The 18,195-nt window shown below is 67.8% G+C and carries 16 protein-coding genes; 5 read left to right on the top strand and 11 right to left on the bottom strand.

From position 1 onward, the window contains the following. Positions 1-7 precede the first annotated feature (7 nt). The 4 genes from VMT65_RS27320 to VMT65_RS27305 form a co-directional block, all read right to left on the bottom strand. Complete coding sequence (locus VMT65_RS27320; protein ID WP_326311299.1) at positions 8-1,039, bottom strand: 3-oxoacyl-ACP synthase III family protein; 1,032 nt, start codon at positions 1,037-1,039, stop codon at positions 8-10. Further along, positions 1,027-1,689 (bottom strand): SRPBCC family protein, encoded by a 663-nt coding sequence (locus VMT65_RS27315; RefSeq protein WP_326311298.1) that lies wholly within the window; start codon positions 1,687-1,689, stop codon positions 1,027-1,029. The genes VMT65_RS27320 and VMT65_RS27315 overlap by 13 nt, the downstream gene beginning before the upstream one ends. Then, positions 1,686-3,347, bottom strand: a complete 1,662-nt coding sequence (locus VMT65_RS27310) for a thiamine pyrophosphate-binding protein (RefSeq protein ID WP_326311297.1) — start codon at positions 3,345-3,347, stop codon at positions 1,686-1,688. The genes VMT65_RS27315 and VMT65_RS27310 overlap by 4 nt, the downstream gene beginning before the upstream one ends. A gap of 195 nt (positions 3,348-3,542) precedes the next feature. Beyond that, on the bottom strand, positions 3,543-4,766 hold the full coding sequence (locus VMT65_RS27305) for a serine hydrolase domain-containing protein (RefSeq protein WP_326311296.1): 1,224 nt from the start codon (positions 4,764-4,766) through the stop codon (positions 3,543-3,545). 161 nt (positions 4,767-4,927) lie between these two features. On the opposite strand from VMT65_RS27305, the gene VMT65_RS27300 reads away from it, so the two are divergent. From VMT65_RS27300 to VMT65_RS27290, 3 genes are read left to right on the top strand one after another with little or no spacing between them, the layout of a single operon-like run. Continuing rightward, positions 4,928-6,166, top strand: coding sequence for an MFS transporter (locus VMT65_RS27300; RefSeq protein WP_326311295.1), 1,239 nt, complete (start codon positions 4,928-4,930; stop codon positions 6,164-6,166). After that, complete coding sequence (locus VMT65_RS27295; RefSeq protein ID WP_326311294.1) at positions 6,163-7,377, top strand: amidohydrolase; 1,215 nt, start codon at positions 6,163-6,165, stop codon at positions 7,375-7,377. Before VMT65_RS27300 ends, VMT65_RS27295 begins: the two co-directional genes overlap by 4 nt. Beyond that, a complete protein-coding gene (locus VMT65_RS27290; RefSeq protein ID WP_326311292.1) occupies positions 7,374-8,228 on the top strand; it encodes a class I SAM-dependent methyltransferase in 855 nt (284 codons plus the stop codon). The genes VMT65_RS27295 and VMT65_RS27290 overlap by 4 nt, the downstream gene beginning before the upstream one ends. Here VMT65_RS27290 and VMT65_RS27285 read toward each other — a convergent pair. Genes VMT65_RS27285 through VMT65_RS27265 form a run of 5 tightly spaced genes read right to left on the bottom strand, consistent with a single transcriptional unit; the run spans position 8,154 to position 13,450 of the window. After that, positions 8,154-9,200, bottom strand: a complete 1,047-nt coding sequence (locus VMT65_RS27285) for a ferredoxin--NADP reductase (protein WP_326311291.1) — start codon at positions 9,198-9,200, stop codon at positions 8,154-8,156. The genes VMT65_RS27290 and VMT65_RS27285 overlap by 75 nt on opposite strands. Continuing rightward, positions 9,197-10,093: an SDR family NAD(P)-dependent oxidoreductase gene (locus VMT65_RS27280; RefSeq protein ID WP_326311290.1), complete on the bottom strand. Its 897-nt coding sequence runs from the start codon at positions 10,091-10,093 to the stop codon at positions 9,197-9,199. Before VMT65_RS27280 ends, VMT65_RS27285 begins: the two co-directional genes overlap by 4 nt. Then, positions 10,090-11,658, bottom strand: coding sequence for a flavin-containing monooxygenase (locus tag VMT65_RS27275; RefSeq protein ID WP_326311289.1), 1,569 nt, complete (start codon positions 11,656-11,658; stop codon positions 10,090-10,092). Before VMT65_RS27275 ends, VMT65_RS27280 begins: the two co-directional genes overlap by 4 nt. A gap of 19 nt (positions 11,659-11,677) precedes the next feature. Next, positions 11,678-12,559 carry a metal-dependent hydrolase gene (locus tag VMT65_RS27270; RefSeq protein WP_326311288.1) on the bottom strand — a complete coding sequence of 294 codons (882 nt, stop codon included), beginning with the start codon at positions 12,557-12,559 and terminating at the stop codon, positions 11,678-11,680. Positions 12,560-12,589: 30 nt separating this feature from the next. Continuing rightward, positions 12,590-13,450: a metal-dependent hydrolase gene (locus tag VMT65_RS27265; protein ID WP_326311287.1), complete on the bottom strand. Its 861-nt coding sequence runs from the start codon at positions 13,448-13,450 to the stop codon at positions 12,590-12,592. Positions 13,451-13,575: 125 nt separating this feature from the next. Between VMT65_RS27265 and VMT65_RS27260 the strand changes: the two genes are divergently transcribed. Next, positions 13,576-14,280 carry a TetR/AcrR family transcriptional regulator gene (locus VMT65_RS27260; RefSeq protein ID WP_326311286.1) on the top strand — a complete coding sequence of 235 codons (705 nt, stop codon included), beginning with the start codon at positions 13,576-13,578 and terminating at the stop codon, positions 14,278-14,280. Positions 14,281-14,283: 3 nt separating this feature from the next. On the opposite strand, the gene VMT65_RS27255 is transcribed toward VMT65_RS27260, so the two are convergent. Then, on the bottom strand, positions 14,284-14,952 hold the full coding sequence (locus VMT65_RS27255; protein ID WP_326311285.1) for a TetR/AcrR family transcriptional regulator: 669 nt from the start codon (positions 14,950-14,952) through the stop codon (positions 14,284-14,286). 99 nt (positions 14,953-15,051) lie between these two features. Between VMT65_RS27255 and VMT65_RS27250 the strand changes: the two genes are divergently transcribed. Continuing rightward, positions 15,052-16,293: an oxygenase MpaB family protein gene (locus tag VMT65_RS27250; RefSeq protein ID WP_326311284.1), complete on the top strand. Its 1,242-nt coding sequence runs from the start codon at positions 15,052-15,054 to the stop codon at positions 16,291-16,293. A 26-nt stretch (positions 16,294-16,319) separates the two neighbouring features. Here VMT65_RS27250 and VMT65_RS27245 read toward each other — a convergent pair whose 3' ends face one another. After that, positions 16,320-18,044: a GMC family oxidoreductase gene (locus tag VMT65_RS27245; RefSeq protein WP_326311283.1), complete on the bottom strand. Its 1,725-nt coding sequence runs from the start codon at positions 18,042-18,044 to the stop codon at positions 16,320-16,322. Positions 18,045-18,195: the final 151 nt, after the last annotated feature.

Raw genomic sequence — 18,195 nt, 5'->3', positions numbered from 1 at the left:
GCCCCGCTCAGCGCCCGCCCCACCGGACCGCGGCGGCCCCGGCAAAATCGCCCGCGTGCGCGAAGCCCGCGAACATCACCAGCGCACCGGCCGGCACCCGGCCCTCGTCCACGGCCCGGTCGAAGGTGACGGGAATGCCCGCGCCGAACAGGTTTCCGCAGTCGTCGAAGGTGTCGGGATGGCGTTCGGGCGGCAGTTGCAGCGCGTCGCGCCAGTTCCGCAGGAAGGCGCGGTTGGGCTGGTTGGTGACCAGCAGATCCAGTTCGGGCGAGGTCACGCCGATGCGCTTGCACACCGCCTCGGCGACCTCGGGCACCAGCCGATTGCCGCGCTGCAGCACCTTGGCGATCTTGGATTCGGTGAATCCCACGTGCATCTCACCGGCCCCGGCCTCCCAGTAGCGGCGCGGCGGGTCGGCGATGACCGTCATCTGCCCGGCGAACTCCGGCAGGTGCCGGGTCTCGATATCGAGGATCGGCGAAGCACCGGACTTCACCAGCAATCCCGCGCCCGCGCCGTCGCCGGGAATGGCGGCCTGCGCCTTGCCGCGCACCTGCTCCTGGGTGAAGATCTGGCCCGCGGCGTTCTGCACGGTCACCACGAGCGCGGAGCGGGCGTCGGTGGACAGCAGGATCTGGCGGGCCAGCTTCATGCCGTACACGAACGACGCGCAGCCGCCATTGTGCAGATCGATCAGCCACTCCGGCGAGATGCCCAGGCGCGCGGCCACTTCGCCGCCATTGCCGACAATGGCGATCTCGGGCAGCTGGGTGTGGACGATGAGAACGTCGATGTCGCGCAACACGTTCCGGCCCTGGCGCTCCAGGATGGGGGCGACCGCGCGTTCGGCCATATCGGCGGGCTTCTCACCGGGCGCGATATGGCGGCGGAACTTGGGCGCCTTGAACATGAGGTTCGAGGTGACCTCGTCCGGGTCGGCGTATTGCGCGAAATAGTCCGCGGCGACGATGTTCTCGGGAAGGTACCCGGCGACGTCGATCAGGCTGACGGTATCGGTGCTCATGCTCAGTTCATCCATTCCGGCTTGATCGACTCACCGTTGGCGTGGCGGTGTTCGCAGATGGCCTTGAGATTGCGCAGTTCCAGCAGGTGTCCGGCGGCGAAGAGGTGCCAGAAGTCGCCCACCCACACCGGGCGGCCCTCGGGCGCGGTCTCGGGGTAGCCGTTCTCCTCGTAGAACGGGTGGTGGCAATTGGTCCAGGTGACAACGCAACCCGGCTTGTTCAGCACCAGTTGCGCGTCGACCACGCGCATGAGGTAGATCATCCACAGGTGGTCGGCCTGGTCCCAGGCGCAGTGGTAGTCCACGGTGCGCGCCTCGGGATTGGCGACGGTGCGGGTGTAGATGCGGGTGTGCGAGCCGATGCGGTCGTCGGAGACCCAGATCTCCGGATTCTCGGTGCGGGCGAAACCCCGCATACTGTAGGTCCATTCGCACAGGCTGCGGGTGTCGGCGAGGTAGTCGTACACCTCGTCCGGCGGCGCGTCGATGTATTCGGTGACGGTGCAGTACTGGCCGTAGATCTCGTCGTGCGGGTAGACGGCGCGGGTCATGTCCAGCACCAGCGGCATGCCCTCCTTGAGCGGCATGGTCTCGATGCGATACACGCCGGGCACATCCAGGTCCGGAACCTCGATCGGCTCGTCCTGCACGGTGGTCTCGGTCATGGGCGGGGCTCCTTCAGAAACGGTGCGAACGGGGGGATCTCGTCGGGGTCACACTGCAGTTCGATGAATGCGGGCCCGGGTATTGCCCGCGCCTTCTCGAGGGCGTTCTCGAAGTCGGTCAGGGTGCGCGCGGTCCAGGCGGGCAGGTCCGGGAACATGGCGGCCACCCCGGCCCCGATCTCCGCCGCGCGGAACCGGTTGAAGCTGTAGTCACCGGAGTAATAGACCTGTTCCCGCGTCACACACATGGCATGGGCGTTGTTGTTGAAGACGACGAAGGTGACCGGCACCTGATACTCGACGGCCGTGTGCACCTCGTGCCCGTGCATGAAATACGCACCGTCCCCGGCGATCACGACGGTCCGCCGCCCCCGCCCGAGCGCACACCCGATCCCCGCGCCGAACGAGTACCCCATCCCGCCCATCCCGAGCGCGATGAGGAATCGGCCGTCCTCGGGCACACGCAGATGGTGGACCGCCGCGGCACCGGTGTTCCCGGCGTCGACGACGACATCGGTTCCGGGTGCCAGCGCGGCTTCGAGAGCCGCCACCGCGGCCCGATACCGCACGCCGGGTCCGGACGCCCGCGGCACCGGCAGTTCGGGCATGTCGGTTGGATATGACTGGGTACCAGCGGGATTCATCGCTCGGGACAGCGTCACCAGCTCACGCAGTGTCGCGGCCAGCGCACCCCGCGCCTCGGCGTGCACCGGCACGAAGGGCGGCTCCGCTCCGAGGTGAAGCACCCGAGGGCATGCCGCCAGCGCGGCGTCCAGGCCCGCCCGTGCCGTCATCGACAGCGGTGTGCCGATGATCAGGCACAGCGCCGCTCCGGCCACGAGTTCGGGCGCGTGGGGGTGCCCCATGACACCGACGACGCCCGCGAACCGTGGATCGCGATTCGGGAAGGCGTCCTTGGCGTCCGGGGTGAGCAGGACCGACGCGTCCAGCTCCCTTGCCAGCACGGCCAATTCGGGACGGACATCGGCGGCCGCGACCTCGGGGCCCGCGATGATCACCCTCCGGCCCGCCGCCGGGACTCCGGCCAGCAGGGCGGTGAATTCGGTCGGCAGGGCGGTGAATTCGGTCGGCAGCACAGCGTCGGCGACCGGCTGCCGGTCGGTGGTGGGCTCGGTGCGATCCGGAATCACCGCCTCGGCGGCTTGAATGTTCTTGGGCAGCAGCAATACCGCCGGACCACCGCTCAGCGCCGCGGCGATCGCCCGATCGAGTTCAGCGGTAATATCCTGCGGCCGAGTGACTTTCGCACAGTGGACAGATACCGCGCCGAAGATGCGTTCGGCGTCGAGGCGGCCCGGGAGTCCACTGGTGTCCTGGAAGGCCCCGTGCCCCTCGAACACCGTGGGCGGTTGGCCGACCAGGGCCAGCACCGGGGTCCGGGAGTCGAAGGATTCGGTCAGGGCCGCAAGGAGATTCATGGCTCCGCCGCCCGAAGTGGCGGCCACGACGCCCAGTCCGGCGGTGGCGCGGGCGTAACCGTCCGCCATGGTGGCCGCGCCGAACTCGTGTTTGGCGACTATGCCGGTCAACGTCGGGTGCCGCTGGACGGCATCGTAGAGGTCTTCGATATTCGCGCCGCCCACGCCGAAGAGATGGTCGGCGTGCGCCGCGATGCGGTCGACGATGAGGTCGGTCACGGTTCGTCTGTCGGACTCCTTCTGGGACACGTTCCCCCGTTCCACACTGACTTGTCCGCGATACATCGCACACAAGGTATCCAGGTGGAGCGCTGTCGATCAATGTGTCTCAGGTCACACGCTAGTCCGAAAAGCGCTGTTAGCCATGGCAATTAGCCATGCAAATACCCCGGCCTAGGGGCCGGTACATCTAGATCAACGAACGACGGGCTGCCGCGGTTCACCACGAGAACTCGATCGGCGCGTCGATTTCGCGAAAACCGCACGCGCGAGACTCAGACAGCGGACATCGCCATTGAGGGTCAGACCGAGGCGGTTGGGGACGTAGGCGAAGGAGAGACCGGTGTGCGGGTCGGCGAAGCCGAGCGAGCCGCCCATGCCCGGGGTCCCGTAGGCGCGGTGGTCCGGTGAGCCGAACGGGAAAGTGGGACAGGACTTTCGGAAGCCGAGATGAAAGCGGGTGGTGGTGCGCAGCACGGCGTCGGGGGCGGGCACCGGACCGGCGTCGGCGAGGCGGGTGCGGACCGCCTCGGCGATCGGGAGCTCGCCGGACAGGCCCGCGGCGTAGATGCGGGCCAGCCCGCGCGCCGAACCGACACCATTGCTGCCGGGCAGTTCCACCGACATGATCTCCGGGCGCACGAAATCCTCGGGCATGCCCAGCTCCGGAACCGCCAGCGCGCGGAAGAGCTGACCCCGCCGCAGCAGTGCCGGAATCGCCTGATTCCAGGGCAGGTTCCGCTCGTATCGCAGGTCGAGTCCGGTGGTGCGGGTCAGGTGCGCGATGCGATCGCCGCCGAGGTCGGCGTCCAGCCCGAGGGTGAAATCCACACCCAACGGGCCGGAGATCTCCTCGGCGAGGAAGCGCCGAATGCCACGTCCGGCCGGATCGGCGCGGCGCACCAGCTCATTGATGAACAGTCCGATGCTGACCGGGTGGTAGCCCTGCCGGGTGCCCGGCGTCCACGCGGGTCGCTGGGCCGCCAGCACCCCCGCGACCCGGTCCAGATCCCGCAGATCCGCCAGGGTCATTCGGGTACCGCGCAGCACGTGCAGGCCGACCTGATGATCGATGAGCTGGCGGACGGTCACCTCGCCCTTGCCGCGCGCGGCGAACTCCGGCCAGTAGCGCGCCACCGGTTGGTCGTAGTCCAGCTGCCCGCGCGTCACCAGCATGGCGAGGATCAGTGCCGCAACACCCTTGGTGGCGGAGAAGACCGGGGCGATGGTGTCGCGCTCCCACGGCAGCCGCCGCACCGGATCGCGCCAACCACCCCAGAGATCGACCACGGGCGTGTCCCCGTCGAAGACCGCGACCGCCGCACCGATCTCGCCGCGATGGTCGAAATTGCGCCGGAAGGCGTCGGCCACCCGGCCGTATCCCTCGGCGACGTATCCGTGCGTCAGCGTCCCAGTCATCGAGGCGAGCCTAACGAAACGAGCCCTCTTCAGCTCCACCCCGGACCCGGAATGGGACATAGCCCACCGCATGGCCCGTCGGTATCCGGCAATTCGGCCGTATCCTCGGGCATGGGTCAGTGTGGCACCCAGCCACTCCTCCCGCGTCTGAAAGGGCTTGGATGCCACGCACCACCCGCATCACCATCGTGCTGCTGTTCGCGGCCTGGGTCGTGGACTACATCGATCGGACCGTGATCAATTTCGCGCTGCCGTCGATCGGTCACGACCTCGGGCTCGACCATACGCAACAGGGTCTGCTGGTGTCGGTGTTCTTCATCTCCTACGCGTTGATCCAGATTCCCGGTGGTTTGCTGGCGGACCGTTACGGGGCCTTGACGGTCGGGATCGTGGGATTGACGGCGTGGTCGGTCTTCACCGGATTGACCGCCATCGCTTGGTCTTTCGCGGTGCTGCTGGGCATTCGGTTCCTGTTCGGCTTGGTGCAGGGCGTTTTTCCGGCCGCCGCCATCAAGGCGCTGGCCGAACGCAGTCGGCCCGAACAGCGTACGACCGCCGCGGGGTGGACGAACTCCTCCAATGCGGCGGGGCTGCTGCTGGCCGCGGTGATCGCGGGGATCTTGCTGCCCACCGTCGGCTGGCGGGTGATGTTCGCGGTGATCTCAGTGCTCGGGGTGGCGGTCATCCTGGCGTGGCGGCGGTGGATGCCGGAACCGCTGGTGCAGGACGAGATTCCGGTGGCGAACATCGGGACGAAGGCCGAACGCCGGGCCGTGCTGCGCTCCCCCGCGCTGTTGGGGTTCGCGGTCATCTTCTTCGGCTACGACGTGCTGGTGTGGGGTGTCACCGCGTGGACGCCGACCTTCCTGCACGAGAAGCTCTCGGTGTCCCAGGGCGGCATCGCCTTCGCGGCGGTGCCGACCACGCTGGCCGCGGCGGCGGGCGTGGTGATCGGGGCCCGGATCTCGGATCGGATCGGCGGGCGTCCGCGCGTCATCGTGGGGCCCGCCATGGCATTCACCGCGGCCATGCTGTTCGTCCTGCCGCGGATGGCGTCGCTGCCGATGTTCGTGCTGGTGGGTACCGTGATGAGCCTGGTGGCCGGGATGGCGTACATGCCCGCGTTCGCGGTGCCGCTGCGGTCGCTGCCCAGCGCCTATATCGGCGTCGCCACGGGGGCCATCATTTTCGGCGGGCAAGTGGCGGGAGTGCTCAGCCCGCTGATGTTCGGCGTGATCACCGATCATCTGTCGTACACAACGGCTTTCGAAGCCATGGCCGTCGGACCACTGCTGGCGTTGCTGGCGGCGGCCGCGGTTCCGCAAACCGCCGAGGCGTTCCGGGCGAGTATCGCCCGACGCGGTTCGGCGACCGTTCCCTCGGAGGAGAGTCTCACATGACCGAGCATTGGCAGCAGGTGTACCGGCAGTTGCACGCCCATCCGGAGCTGTCGGGCCAGGAGCACGCGACGGCGAGCCTGGCGGCGGCCGAACTGCGCGCCATGCCCGGGTGGGAGGTGACCGAGAACGTCGGCGGCACCGGCGTTGTCGGCGTGCTGCGCAACGGCCCGGGGCCGGTGGTGTGGCTGCGCGCGGATATGGACGCGCTGCCGGTCCAGGAGGAGACCGGACTGGAGTACGCGTCCACCGTGCCCGGCGTCATGCACGCCTGCGGTCACGACATCCATGTGACCGCGCTGCTCGGGGTCTGCGCCGAATTGGCCGCCCAGCCGCTGCCGGGTACGGTCGTCGCGCTCTTCCAGCCCGCCGAGGAGACCGGTTCGGGGGCGCAGGGGATGATCAATGACGGTCTGCTGGACCGGTTTCCGCATCCGGGGATCGTGCTCGGCCAGCATGTGAGCCCGCTGCCCGCCGGAATCATCCTGAGCAAGCCCGGCACCCTCATGGCCGCCTCCGATTCGATCCGCGTCACCTTCCTGGGCAAGGGCGGGCACGCCTCCCAGCCGCACACCGCCATCGATCCGCTGCTCATGGCGGCCTCGCTGGTGGTGCGGCTGCAATCGCTGGCCGCCCGCCAAACCGCTACCGCCGCAACGCCCGTGCTCACCGCCGGGGCCCTGCACGCGGGCACCCGGCCGAACATCATCGCCGACACCTCCGAGGTGCTGCTCAGCCTGCGCACCTTCACCGACGGCTCGCGCAATCGCATGATCGAGGGCATCGCGCGCATGGCCGAGGCCGAGGCCGCCGCGGCGGGCGCGCCCCAGGATCCGAAAGTCGAGTTCTACGACCACTTCCCGGTCACCGAGAACACCCCGGGCGACACCGAGCGCGTGCTCGCCGCCCTGACCGACGCGGGTCTGCCCGTCATGCCGATGGACAATCCCGTAACCGGCAGTGAGGATTTCGGCGCGTTCGGTACGGCCGCCAAGGCCCCCTCGGTGTTCTGGCACATCGGCGGCATCGACCCGGCCCGCTTCACCGAGGAAGACCAGCTCCACATGCTCACCGAAGGCGCTCTCCCCGAACGCTTCCCCTCCAACCACTCCCCCCACTTCGCCCCCGACCCGGTCCAGGCGCTCCCCGCCGCCATCACGACAATGCTCACCGCCGCCCGCGCCGAGCTCACCCGACCTACCATGACGGAATGAGCGAATCCGGTCGGTGGGAAGTCAAGGACTCCGCCCTGCACGCGCGGCGGGCGAGTTCCTTCGGCGCGGAAGCCGCAGCCTACGACGAACACCGCCCGGACTATCCGTTGGCTGGCGTGCGGTGGGCCTTGGAGCCGCTGGGCGACACCGATGTTCGGGCCCTGGATCTCGCCGCGGGCACGGGCAAACTCACCGGGGTGCTGCTCGCCGCGGGGGCTCACGTCACCGCGGTCGAACCCGATGCGGCCATGCGCGCCATCCTCCAGGGCCACTACCCCGATGTGACGGCACTCCCGGGGACCGCCGAATCGATTCCCCTCCCCTCGAATTCCGTCGACGCGATCCTCGTCGGCCAAGCCCTGCACTGGTTCAACCTCCCCCAGGCCTTCCCCGAAATGGCCCGCGTCCTCCGCCCCGGCGGCATCCTCGCCGCCTTCTGGAACGAACCCGACATGACGGTCGACTGGGTAGCCGAACTGCACCGCCTCACCCGCTCCAACGCCTCCTTCCCCCCTGCCACCCAGAACGGCCTCCCCACCCACCCCCTCTTCACCCCCTTCGACCAATCCGCCTTCCCCCACACCCACCGCCGCACCGCCGCCACCCTCACCGCCACCATCGGCACCCACTCCCACACCCTCGTCCTCCCACCCGAAGCCCGCACCACCCTCCTCACCCGCCTCTCCACCTACCTCCACACCAACCCCGCAACCGCCACCGGCGAATTCGACATGCCCCTGCGCACCACCGTGATTCGCGCCATCGTCAGGGACGAGTCACTGGTCGAAGGCGATGTGGAGGGTGGGCGAATCGGGGAGGGTTTGGCAGGCGAGGGTCAGGCCTTGGGCTAGTTCTTCGGGGATGAGGGATTCGTTGTGGAGCATGTGGGTGCGGCCGTGTTTGACGGTGCAGACGCAGGTGGCGCAGGCGGATTCGCGGCAGACGTAGGGGGCGTCTATGCCGTGGTCGAGGAGGACGTCGAGGAGTTTTTTGGTTTTGGGCCAGGGGAGGGTGTGGGTTTGGCCGTCGATGTCCACGCGCACGGTGGAGATGTCGGAGGTGGGAGTGGTTGCGGGTTCGGTGGCGACAGGGGTGTGGTGTTCGAAGGGGTTGTCGGTCAGCGAGCGGTATTGCTCCTGATGGATGGATCGGTCCGGGATTCGTAGTTGGCCGAGGCCTTGCTTGACCGTGGTGGCGAAACCTGTTGGGCCGCATAGGTAGACATCGTGGCGACGGTAAGGACGCGCGAGGGTGGCGATGGCGCGGGCGGTGGGGAGGCCGCGCTCGGATTCGAGCCAGTGCAGGAGAGTCATGCGCCGGGGGTGGCGGCGGGCCAGCTGGTCCAGTTGGCTCGCGAAGATGGTCGAGGGGCGGTCTCGGTTCGCGTAGAGGAGGGCGATATCGCTTCGGCCCAGGGTGAGGGCGGATTTGAGGATCGACATGATGGGGGTGATGCCGCTGCCTGCCGCGCACAGGAGGAGGTCGCGGTTCCAGGCGCGGGGGGTGAAGTTTCCGGCGGGCTCGAGGACCGTGAGGAGGTCGCCCGCGGAGATGTTGTCGCACAACCAGTTCGAGGCGTAGCCGCCGGGGGTGCGTTTGATGGTGACGGCGGGGCGGTCGTCGCAGTGGGGGCTGCTGGACAGGGAGTAGCAGCGGGCCACGGAAACCGTGCGTTCGCTGGGGATTCGGAGGGTCAGGTATTGGCCCGGCGCGTAGGTGAAGCGGTGGGTCAGGTCGGTGGGGATATCGAAGATCAGCGAGACCGCGTCGGCGGTCTCGCTGATGACTTCGCGCACCTTCAGGTCGTGGGCGCGGGCATTCACCGGGGGCCTCCTCCCCTGCCCACGACAAGCTCGCCGAGCGACTGGATGCGCTCCATCGACAGTGGTTGCGTCATGCGGCGATTCACGCCGGGAGCCAGGCGGAGCATGAAGTAGCCGAGCCAAGCCTCGGCCCGGACGGGCACCACCGCCAGGTCGTAGCGCACGGCCCGAACCACGGCCCGCGCCACCAGATCCGGACTCAGGGGTGAAAACGGCAACCGCTCCGCCAGCTCCTGGATCTGGGTGGTGATCTGCTTGCCCCGCTCCACCAACACCGGATCGACACCGACCGCGATCGCGTGCCGGGCGATATTCGTATTGATCACACCGGGGCAGATCGCGCTCACCCCAACGCCTTTGGGCGCGAGCTCCAGGCGCAGACACTCGGTGAGCATCTTCACCCCCGCCTTGGACACCGAGTACGCGGACATGACCGGGGTCGGCGTGAACGCCGCCGCGGAGGCGATATTCACGATGTGGCCGCGCCTGCCCTCGTCGATCATGAGACGGCCGAAGACGCGACAGCCGTACACCACCCCGAGCAGATTCACACTCAACTGGCGGTCCCAGTCCTCGGGTTCGAGGTCCAGGAACGCGCCGCTGACCAGGACTCCGGCATTGTTCACCAGCACATCCGGGACCCCGTGATCGGCGTGCACGTCGCGGGCGAAAGCCGCCCAGGCGTGCGGATCGGTGACGTCGAGTTGCATGGCGACCGCGCGCTGCCCCTTGGACTGGATGACCGCGACCGTGGACAGCGCCGCGTCCTTGTCGATATCGGAGACGATGACCCGCGCCCCCATGCGCGCGAACCGCAATGCCGTGGCCCGCCCGATCCCGCTGCCCGCACCGGTGACGACCACCAGTCGCGGATCGATGGAGTTGAGCTTCACAACGCCTCCTCGGAGAGCACGGCCGACTCCGACGCGATCGGCGCGCCGACGGTGTAGCGGTACACGTCGAGATCGAAATGGCGGTTCTGCCAATACATCTCGCCGTGCGTGGACGGACGGAACGGCGAATCGCCGTGATTGTCGATGTAATAGGTGTTGGAACCCGCGCAGACCGGGGTGAACAGGAAGTTCTTCTCCTGCCGTCGCAGGCAACGCCGGAAGTACTCGTCGTGCGCCTCCTGGCGGATCTCCACCTCGGTCGTCCCGCGCGCCTTCGATTCCGCGATGACCCGCGCCAAATGCGCCGCGGTGGCCTCGATCATCCAGATGTAGGAGCCGAGCACGAATCCGTATGGACCGGTGATGGTGAACGAGTTCGGGAAGCCGGGCACCGAAACACCCTGGTAGGACTGGTATCGGTGCTCGTCCCAGAACTTCTCGAGATCCTTGCCGCCGCGCCCGCGGACCGGGAAGGGCGGTACCGAGCCCTTGTCCCACAGCTTGAACCCGGTCGCGCAGATGAGCACGTCGATCTCATGCTCGGTGCCGTCGGCGGTGAGCACACCGTGCTCGGTGATCCGCGTGATGGAGTCGGTGACCAGGCTGACATCGGAGCGGTTGAATGTCCTCAGATAGTCGTTCGACATGGAGGGCCGTTTGCAGCCCAATCCATAACGCGGCGTGAGCTTCTCCCGCAGCTCGGGATCGGTCACCTGCGCCCGCATCCAGCGGCGAATCGGGGCTTCGGCCAGACGGCGACCGGCGGCGGTGAGCCAGGCCGGTCCCACCACCATGCCGCTCATGGCCATCTCGGTGCCGATATTGCCGACGAGACGCAACGCCGAGCGAATCCTGCTGTTGCCCAGTATCTGTCGCCCCAACCACCCGATCTCGGCATCGTTCTTGGGGAAGACCCAGATCGGCGTCCGCTGGAAGACGGTCAGATGCTCGACCTCGTCCACGATCGCCGGAATCAATTGCAGCGCCGTCGCTCCCGTCCCGATCACCGCGACCCGCTTGCCGGACAGCGACACATCGTGATCCCACAGCGCGGTATGCATCAGGGTCCCGCCGAAGTCGTTCAACCCCTCGATATCCGGCATCTTGGGCCGTTCCAGCCCGCCCACCGCCAGCACCGCGTAGCGCGCCGTGAGTTGCTCGCCGCCGTCGGTGCGCAACCGCCACAGGCTGTTCCGATCGTCGAACTCGGCCGCCACGACGGTGGTGTTCAGCCGCAGCTTGTCCCGCAGCCCGTACTTGTCGACCATGCCCTCGGCGTAGTCGCGCAACTCCGTGCCGGGCGCGAAGACCCGCGACCAGTCGCCGCGCTGCTCGTAGGAGAAGCTGTAGATGAACGACGGGATGTCCACCGCCACCCCGGGATAGGTATTGGCATGCCAGGTGCCGCCCACCCGATCCCACTTGTCCACGATCACGAAGTCGTGAATCCCTTTGCGCTGCAGTGCTATCCCGGTGCCGATGCCTCCGAACCCGGCCCCGACCACGATCACCTCGTGATCGGGGCGGGCCTCGGCGGGCACACCACTGCCACCGTTTCTCCCCATTGCTCGCAACCCTTCCGGCTCAGCCGATGCGATCCAGCAGTTCGCCGTCCGCGCCGAACAGCTCGCGGCGCCACCGCTCCAGCAGCTCGGTGGTGTCGATATCGTCGGGATGGAAGCCCGGCCGCAGATACGGCCGCATCTCCTTCATGAGCCCCTTCACGATCGGCCCGCGATACAGCCGAATCGACTGCCGCGCCACCTTCAGGGGCCGCCAGCTGCGCGGATCGCTGAGGATCGAGGCGAGCACGCCCAGCGAGACACCGGGAATGGTCACGTAGTACATGGCCGCCATGACCCCGATGCGCACCAGCTCGGGACCGCCGTGGGCGCGATACACGTCGAAGGCCACCGACTTGTGCTCGAGCTCCTCGAAAGCGTGCCAGTTCAACAGGTTCCACACCTCCGCGTCGCCCGGAATCGCCTGGATCTCGGGCGTGCCCAGCACCCGCTTGGCCAGCGTCGCCGTGTAGTGCTCGGCCGCCGCGGTGAACGCCAGGTGCACCGCACGCGGCACCAGGTTCTCCACCCGGATCAGCGCCTTCTCCCGCAGCGCGTCGTGCCCGAAGGTGAAGACCCGCACGATCGGAAAGCCATTCGCGATGAGCTGCTCGTTCAGCCGCCGATGCTGCTGCCCGTGCACCGCCTCCTGGCCGATGAAGCCCGCCACCCGCTTCTTCAGCACCGGATCGGTGATCTCGTCGGAGTATTTGCGCACCGACCGGATGAACGACTCCTCGCCGGGCGGAAAAGCGCCGGACAGCAGGGCGATCAGATGGGTGAGGGGAATGTCGCCCTGGACGAAGTGATGCGCCATGGGTTCGGGCTCGCCGAATCGGAATCGCATGCGCCGCACCTTCGGATAGGGCATGGGGGACGTGGTTTCCTGCCGACCGATCGCCATTGGTCGGTCCTTTCTCGAATGGAGTTGTGGTTACTTCAGGTGATCTACGAGCTGTCCGTCTTTCCCGAAAAGCTCCTGCTGCCAACGGGAGAGCAGCGCCGAGGTGTCGATGTCGTCGGGGTGGAAGCCCGGGCGCAGATACTTGGCCAACTCCGGCATGAGGCCGCGGAACACCGGACCGGTGAACAGCCGATACGCCTCGCGCGCGACCCGCACCGGTTGCCGACGCGCGTTCTCGTCACCCGCGACAGCCAGCGCCAGCGCCACATAGGTCAGCGGCAGCGTCAGCGAATACATGGCGAGCATGACCCCGATGCGGGTGCGCTCAGTGCCGCCGATCGCACGGAACACGTCGAACGCCACCGACTTGTGCTCGAGTTCTTCCAGCGCATGCCAATTCAGCAGGTTCCACACCTCGGGATCGCCGGGAATGTTCTGGATCTCGTCGCTGGACAGCACCCGCTGCGCCAGCACGGCGGTGTAGTGCTCGGCCGCCGCGGTCATGGCCAGATGCACCTCGGGTGAGAGCCGCTGCTCGAGCCACCGGGCGCGTTCCTTGGCCTTGTCGGTGTCCAGCCATTGAATGGGATAGCCGAGCTCCACGAGCTTTTCATTGAGTTTGCGGTGTTCCTGGCCGTGCATGGCCTCCTGGCCGACAAAGCCGGTGACCCGCTTCTTGAGCGTCGGATCGGTGACGCGGTCGGCCACCCGCCGGACCGAGCGGATGAAGGATTCCTCGCCCGCCGGGAAGCCGCCGGACATACCGGCCACGAAATGGCTGTAGACCATGTCGTTTTCGACGAAGTACTTGTCGTGCGAGTCGGCGCGATCGAATCGGAACCTGATGCGACGGGCCTTCGGATAGGCCTGCGCCGGAAGGGTATTCGCCATCTGGACCATCCTTGGTGCAACACAAAGTACCTAGTACCGTGTGTTCGATGTAGACCCCAGTGTAGAATTGTCCCAGACAGCACACAAGGGGTTGCGTGCCCACGAATCGAATTACAATCTGCCGCATGGCCTCCCACCCGCGCCGCGACCGTCCGGCCGAGCCGAAGGGTGATGCCCGCTACGACCGCTGGCACACGCACCGCGCCTCGGTCCGCGCCGAACTCATCGAGGCCACCATTCGCGCCATCGACACCCACGGCCCCGATCTGTCCATCGACGATGTGGTGAAAACCGCTGGTATACCGCGTCCCAAGCTGTATCGCTTCTTCGGCGACAAGGTCGAATTGCTGGCCGCGGTGAGCGGTCGGGTGCAGGAGCTCATCGTCGACCGCGTCACCCCGCACCTGGACCCGAACCGGCCGCTGCGCGAGGGCCTGCGCACCGCCCTGTCCGCCTATATCGACCTGGTGGCCGAGCGCCCCAACCTGTTTCGCTTCATTGTCAGCTCACACGTGGTCGCGGCCTTCGGCGCGGCCCGTTTGATCGAGGACGGCCGCCCACTGTCCGATACGGTCGCGGACTTCTTCTCCGGCGTGCTGCGCCTGCGCGGCGCGAACGGCGACCACACCCAGTTCGCCGTCGACGCCATGCTCGGCGCGATCGGACTCGGCGTCCTGCGCTGGCTCAACGAACCCGTCATCACCGCCAGGGAGCTCACCGAGGAGCTCACCGCCTTCGCCTGGGGCGCGCTCTCGGCCACCGCCGAGGCCCGCGGCCTCACCCTCGATCCCGCCGCCCCGCTCGTGCCGGTCCACGAACTCAGCGAATAGCCCTCAGCCAGCTGCCATTTCGCGCTGGACCGTGGTGGTGATCTCGGCGGCGGTCAGGATCATGGCCACCAGGAAGTCGATGAGTTGCGCGCGGTCGATATCGAGTTCGCCGCGCAGCCATTCGATGAGGATCTCCAGCCCGCCGTGCGCGACCGTGCGCGCGGCGAGTTCGGCGTGCACACCGGTGACGGCGGCATCGCCGAGCAGTTCCCGGCCCTGATCGAGCATGACCTGGGCGACCACGCCGACGAGATCCGTTCTGCGCTGCCGCAATTCGTCGGTGGTCTGCATATCGATGGCCAGCCTGCGCCGGGCGGGATGGTCGGCGATGGCGGCGACACCGGCCTCGACCACGGCCCGCAGCCGGATCCGCGCGTCGGCGGGCGCGGTGACGATGACACCCATGACGGCCGCGACGACCTCGGCCAACTCCTCCCCCACCAGCTCGTACAGCAACCGATCGGTATGCCCGTACGCCTCGTAGAAATAGCGATCGTTCAGCCCCGCACGGGCGCACAGTGCGCGCACCTTGAGCCCCCCGATGCCCTCTTCGGCAATGACCTCGAGCGCCGCCGCCCGCAGCTGTTCGCGCCGCTGGGCCCGGCGCTCGTCCGCGCTGCGCCCGGCGTACCGACCAGCGGGTCCAGCGTCCCGACCACGGGTTCCGTCCACGGTGCCGCCTCATCTCTTGCCATGCCGAACAGTTTGGTGAAGACTATCACCAAACGTTCTGGTGACAGTCTTCACCAGATGCACACGAGGAGCTGCCCGATGACGCGCACGCGACCGATGACCATTCCGGCCCGACACCCCGACGAACCGGCCACGGTGCCGGTGCTGGGTCCGGTGGCCAGGCTGCTGGGGATCCAGCCCCCGAACGATGCCGAGTGGGCGGCCATGGGCGAAGCCCTCACCGTCGGGGATCGCCCCATGGACGAACTGGTGGAGTGGATGTACACCGCCGGGATGGGAACGGTGCGGCCGCTGTTCGATCGGGCCCTCGAGCACGGCATCGACAGCATTCCAGACGCGCCGGAACCCTTGCGGGCCTTCTTCACCCAGGTGGAGCACCCGCCCGCCTGGGTGGACTGGAAGCGAATCGCACTGGGGGAGCGCATCTTCCAGGCCGCCGGTCTCGATGGCATCTACCTCGCGCGCGATGTCCCGTTTCTCGGCGGGTTCGTGGCCTCCGGCATCAACCGCACGCTGCTGCTCACCAATACCGGCAAGAGCGGCGCGACCGGCGGCGGGCAGCGCTTCGCCGAAACCATGAAGTGGGCGCTGGACGTCATCTCGGACGGCGGAATGCGGCCCGGCGGAGTGGGTTTCCGCTCCACCCTGCACGTCCGGCTGATCCACACCTTCGTGCGCCGCCATGTCGCGAACCTGCCCGAGTGGCGCGCCGAGGAGTGGGGCGTGCCGGTCAATCAGACGGACATGGCGGTCACCATGCTGGGCGCTCTCTACGCACCGGCACTCACCAGCATCATGATGGGCAATGTCTTCACGCCGCGGGAACTCGACGCCATCGTGCATCTCACCCGCTACGTCGGCTGGGTCATGGGCATCGAGGAGCGCTACCTGCCCACCGGCTTCCTCGACGCCACCAAACAGCTCTACCACTACCTGTCCGTCCTCACCGCCCCGGACGAGACCAGCGCGCGGCTGGCCCGCCCCATGGCCGAGGACCCGCTGACCTGGTACTACCCGCATCTCCCCGGATTGCGCCGCAGAATCGCCTGGGCTCAGCATCTTTCGATCAGCACGGCCTTCCTCGGCCGCGGGAGCATGCGCCAGCTCGGCCTGCCCGCCTACATGCCGCCCTGGTACCCGCTGGCCAAATTCCCGGTCAACGTGGCCCGTTCGGGCCTGGGCATCCTGGTCCCGGGGTGGCGCACCCGGCAGGCCCGCGCGGGCCTGCGCGCCCAGCACGCCTTCATGACGACCCTGATCGGCCCGAAGGACGAGGGGGCCATCGGCGGCTCCGTGAACTACATAGGCCACGCGGCCTGAGGTGCTCGGCTTTCGGCCTTCCGGACCTAGGTGCCCACCGGTTCGGTGTGGGAGTCGTTGATGCCCACGATGGGTAGGCGCAGCGCGGCCGGGGCGGTGGGTGGGACGACCGGGCTGCGGGGTGCGATCGGCGCGATGCGCTGATAGGTGGCTCCCAGATCCGGGCGGGGATCGGGCTCACCCTTGTTGGGCCACAGTGAGATCGCGCGTTCGGCCTGGGCGGTGATGGTCAGCGACGGGTTCACGCCGAGGTTGGCCGAGATGGTGGAGCCGTCGATGACGTGCAGGCCGGGGTGGCCGTAGAGGCGGTGGTAGGGGTCGACGACGCCGTGCTCGGGGCTGTCGCCGATCACGCACCCGCCGATGAAATGACCGGTCATGGGGACGTTGAAGATGCTGCTGGAGGTGGCGGCGGTGGGCACGCCGTCGATCTTGTCGGCAATGCGGCGGGCGACCTCGTGACCGGCGAGGATCCAGTCCGGATTGGGTTGGCCCTCACCTTGTTTCGTGGTCATGCGGCGGCCGAGCAGGCCGCGCTTGGTGTAGGTCGTGATCGAGTTGTCCACCGATTGCATGACCAGCAGGCCGATGGTCTGTTCGGACCAGTGGCGCGGATTGTGGATGCGCAGCAGGTCGCGGCGGTTGCGGGCGAGTTCGCGCAGCCAGCCGCGCCAGCGCGGGCCGTCGCCGCTGACCATGGCGGTGGTCATCGGCGACATGGCGTTGCTGCCCTTGCCGTAGCGCACCGGCTCGATGTGGGTGTCCTGGTCGGGGTGAATGGACGAGGTGATGGCCACGCCCTTGGTGTAGTCGCTGTCGCGCTCGCGGCTGCGCACCGCCAGCAGCTCTTCGGAATTCGTCCGCGACAGGTAGCCCAGACGCGACGAGATGTGCGGCAGCGAGCCGCGGTCCCGCAAGCGGTGCAGCAGTTTCTGGGTGCCGAGTGCGGCCGCCGCGAAAATCACCTGCTCCGCGGTGAATTCGTGGCACTGTCGGCGCACCAGGCATCCGGTGCGAGTCGTCGTCACCGCGTAGCCGCCGCCCGACAGGGGCCGCACATCGGTGACCGTGGTCAGCGGATGCACGGTGGCACCGGCCTTTTCGGCCAGATACAGGTAGTTCTTGACCAGAGTGTTCTTGGCATTGTGGCGGCAGCCGGTCATGCATTCGCCGCAGTGGGTGCAGGTGCGCCGGTCCGGTCCCGCCCCGCCGAAGAACGGGTCCGGCACATCCTCGCCCGGCCGTCGGCCCGGACCACCGAAAAACACCCCGACCGGTGTGCGCCGGTAGGTGTCGGCGATGCCCATATCCTCGGCGACCTCGAGCAGGACGCGGTCGGTCGGCGTGGTCCCGGGATTGGTCGTCACGCCCAGCATGCGTTTGGCCTGGTCGTAGTGCGGGGCCAGTTCCGCCTTCCAGTCGGTGATGTGCCCCCACTGGCGGTCGGCGTAGAACTTGTCCGGCGGCTCGTACAGGGTATTGGCGTAGACCAGGGAGCCGCCGCCGACGCCCGCGCCCGCCATGATGAAGGTGTCCTTCAGCAGCGTCAGCCGCTGAATCCCGAAGCAGCCCAGGGCCGGTGCCCACAGGTACCGCCGCACCCGCCACGACGTCTCGGCGAACTCGTCGTCCTCGAAGCGCCGCCCCGCCTCCAGCACGCCGACGCGGTAGCCCTTCTCGGTCAACCGCAACGCGCTCACACTGCCACCGAAGCCCGAGCCGATGACGAGGACGTCATAGTCGAATCGCATTGTCACTCCTCGCGTTTGTTTCGACGCTACGACCTGGGGTTATTCGGTCATGACAGAGTGGCGGCCAGAAAATCCGTATTTTCGGCCAGAATCAGCGCGATTCCAACGGTGTCCGAAAACCTCCGGAGACCCGATAGTGCAGACCTGCTGT

Origin of the sequence: Nocardia sp. CDC153, from assembly GCF_035818515.1 — a bacterium.
GTDB lineage: Bacteria > Actinomycetota > Actinomycetes > Mycobacteriales > Mycobacteriaceae > Nocardia.
This window is presented reverse-complemented; position numbering and strand designations above follow the sequence as displayed.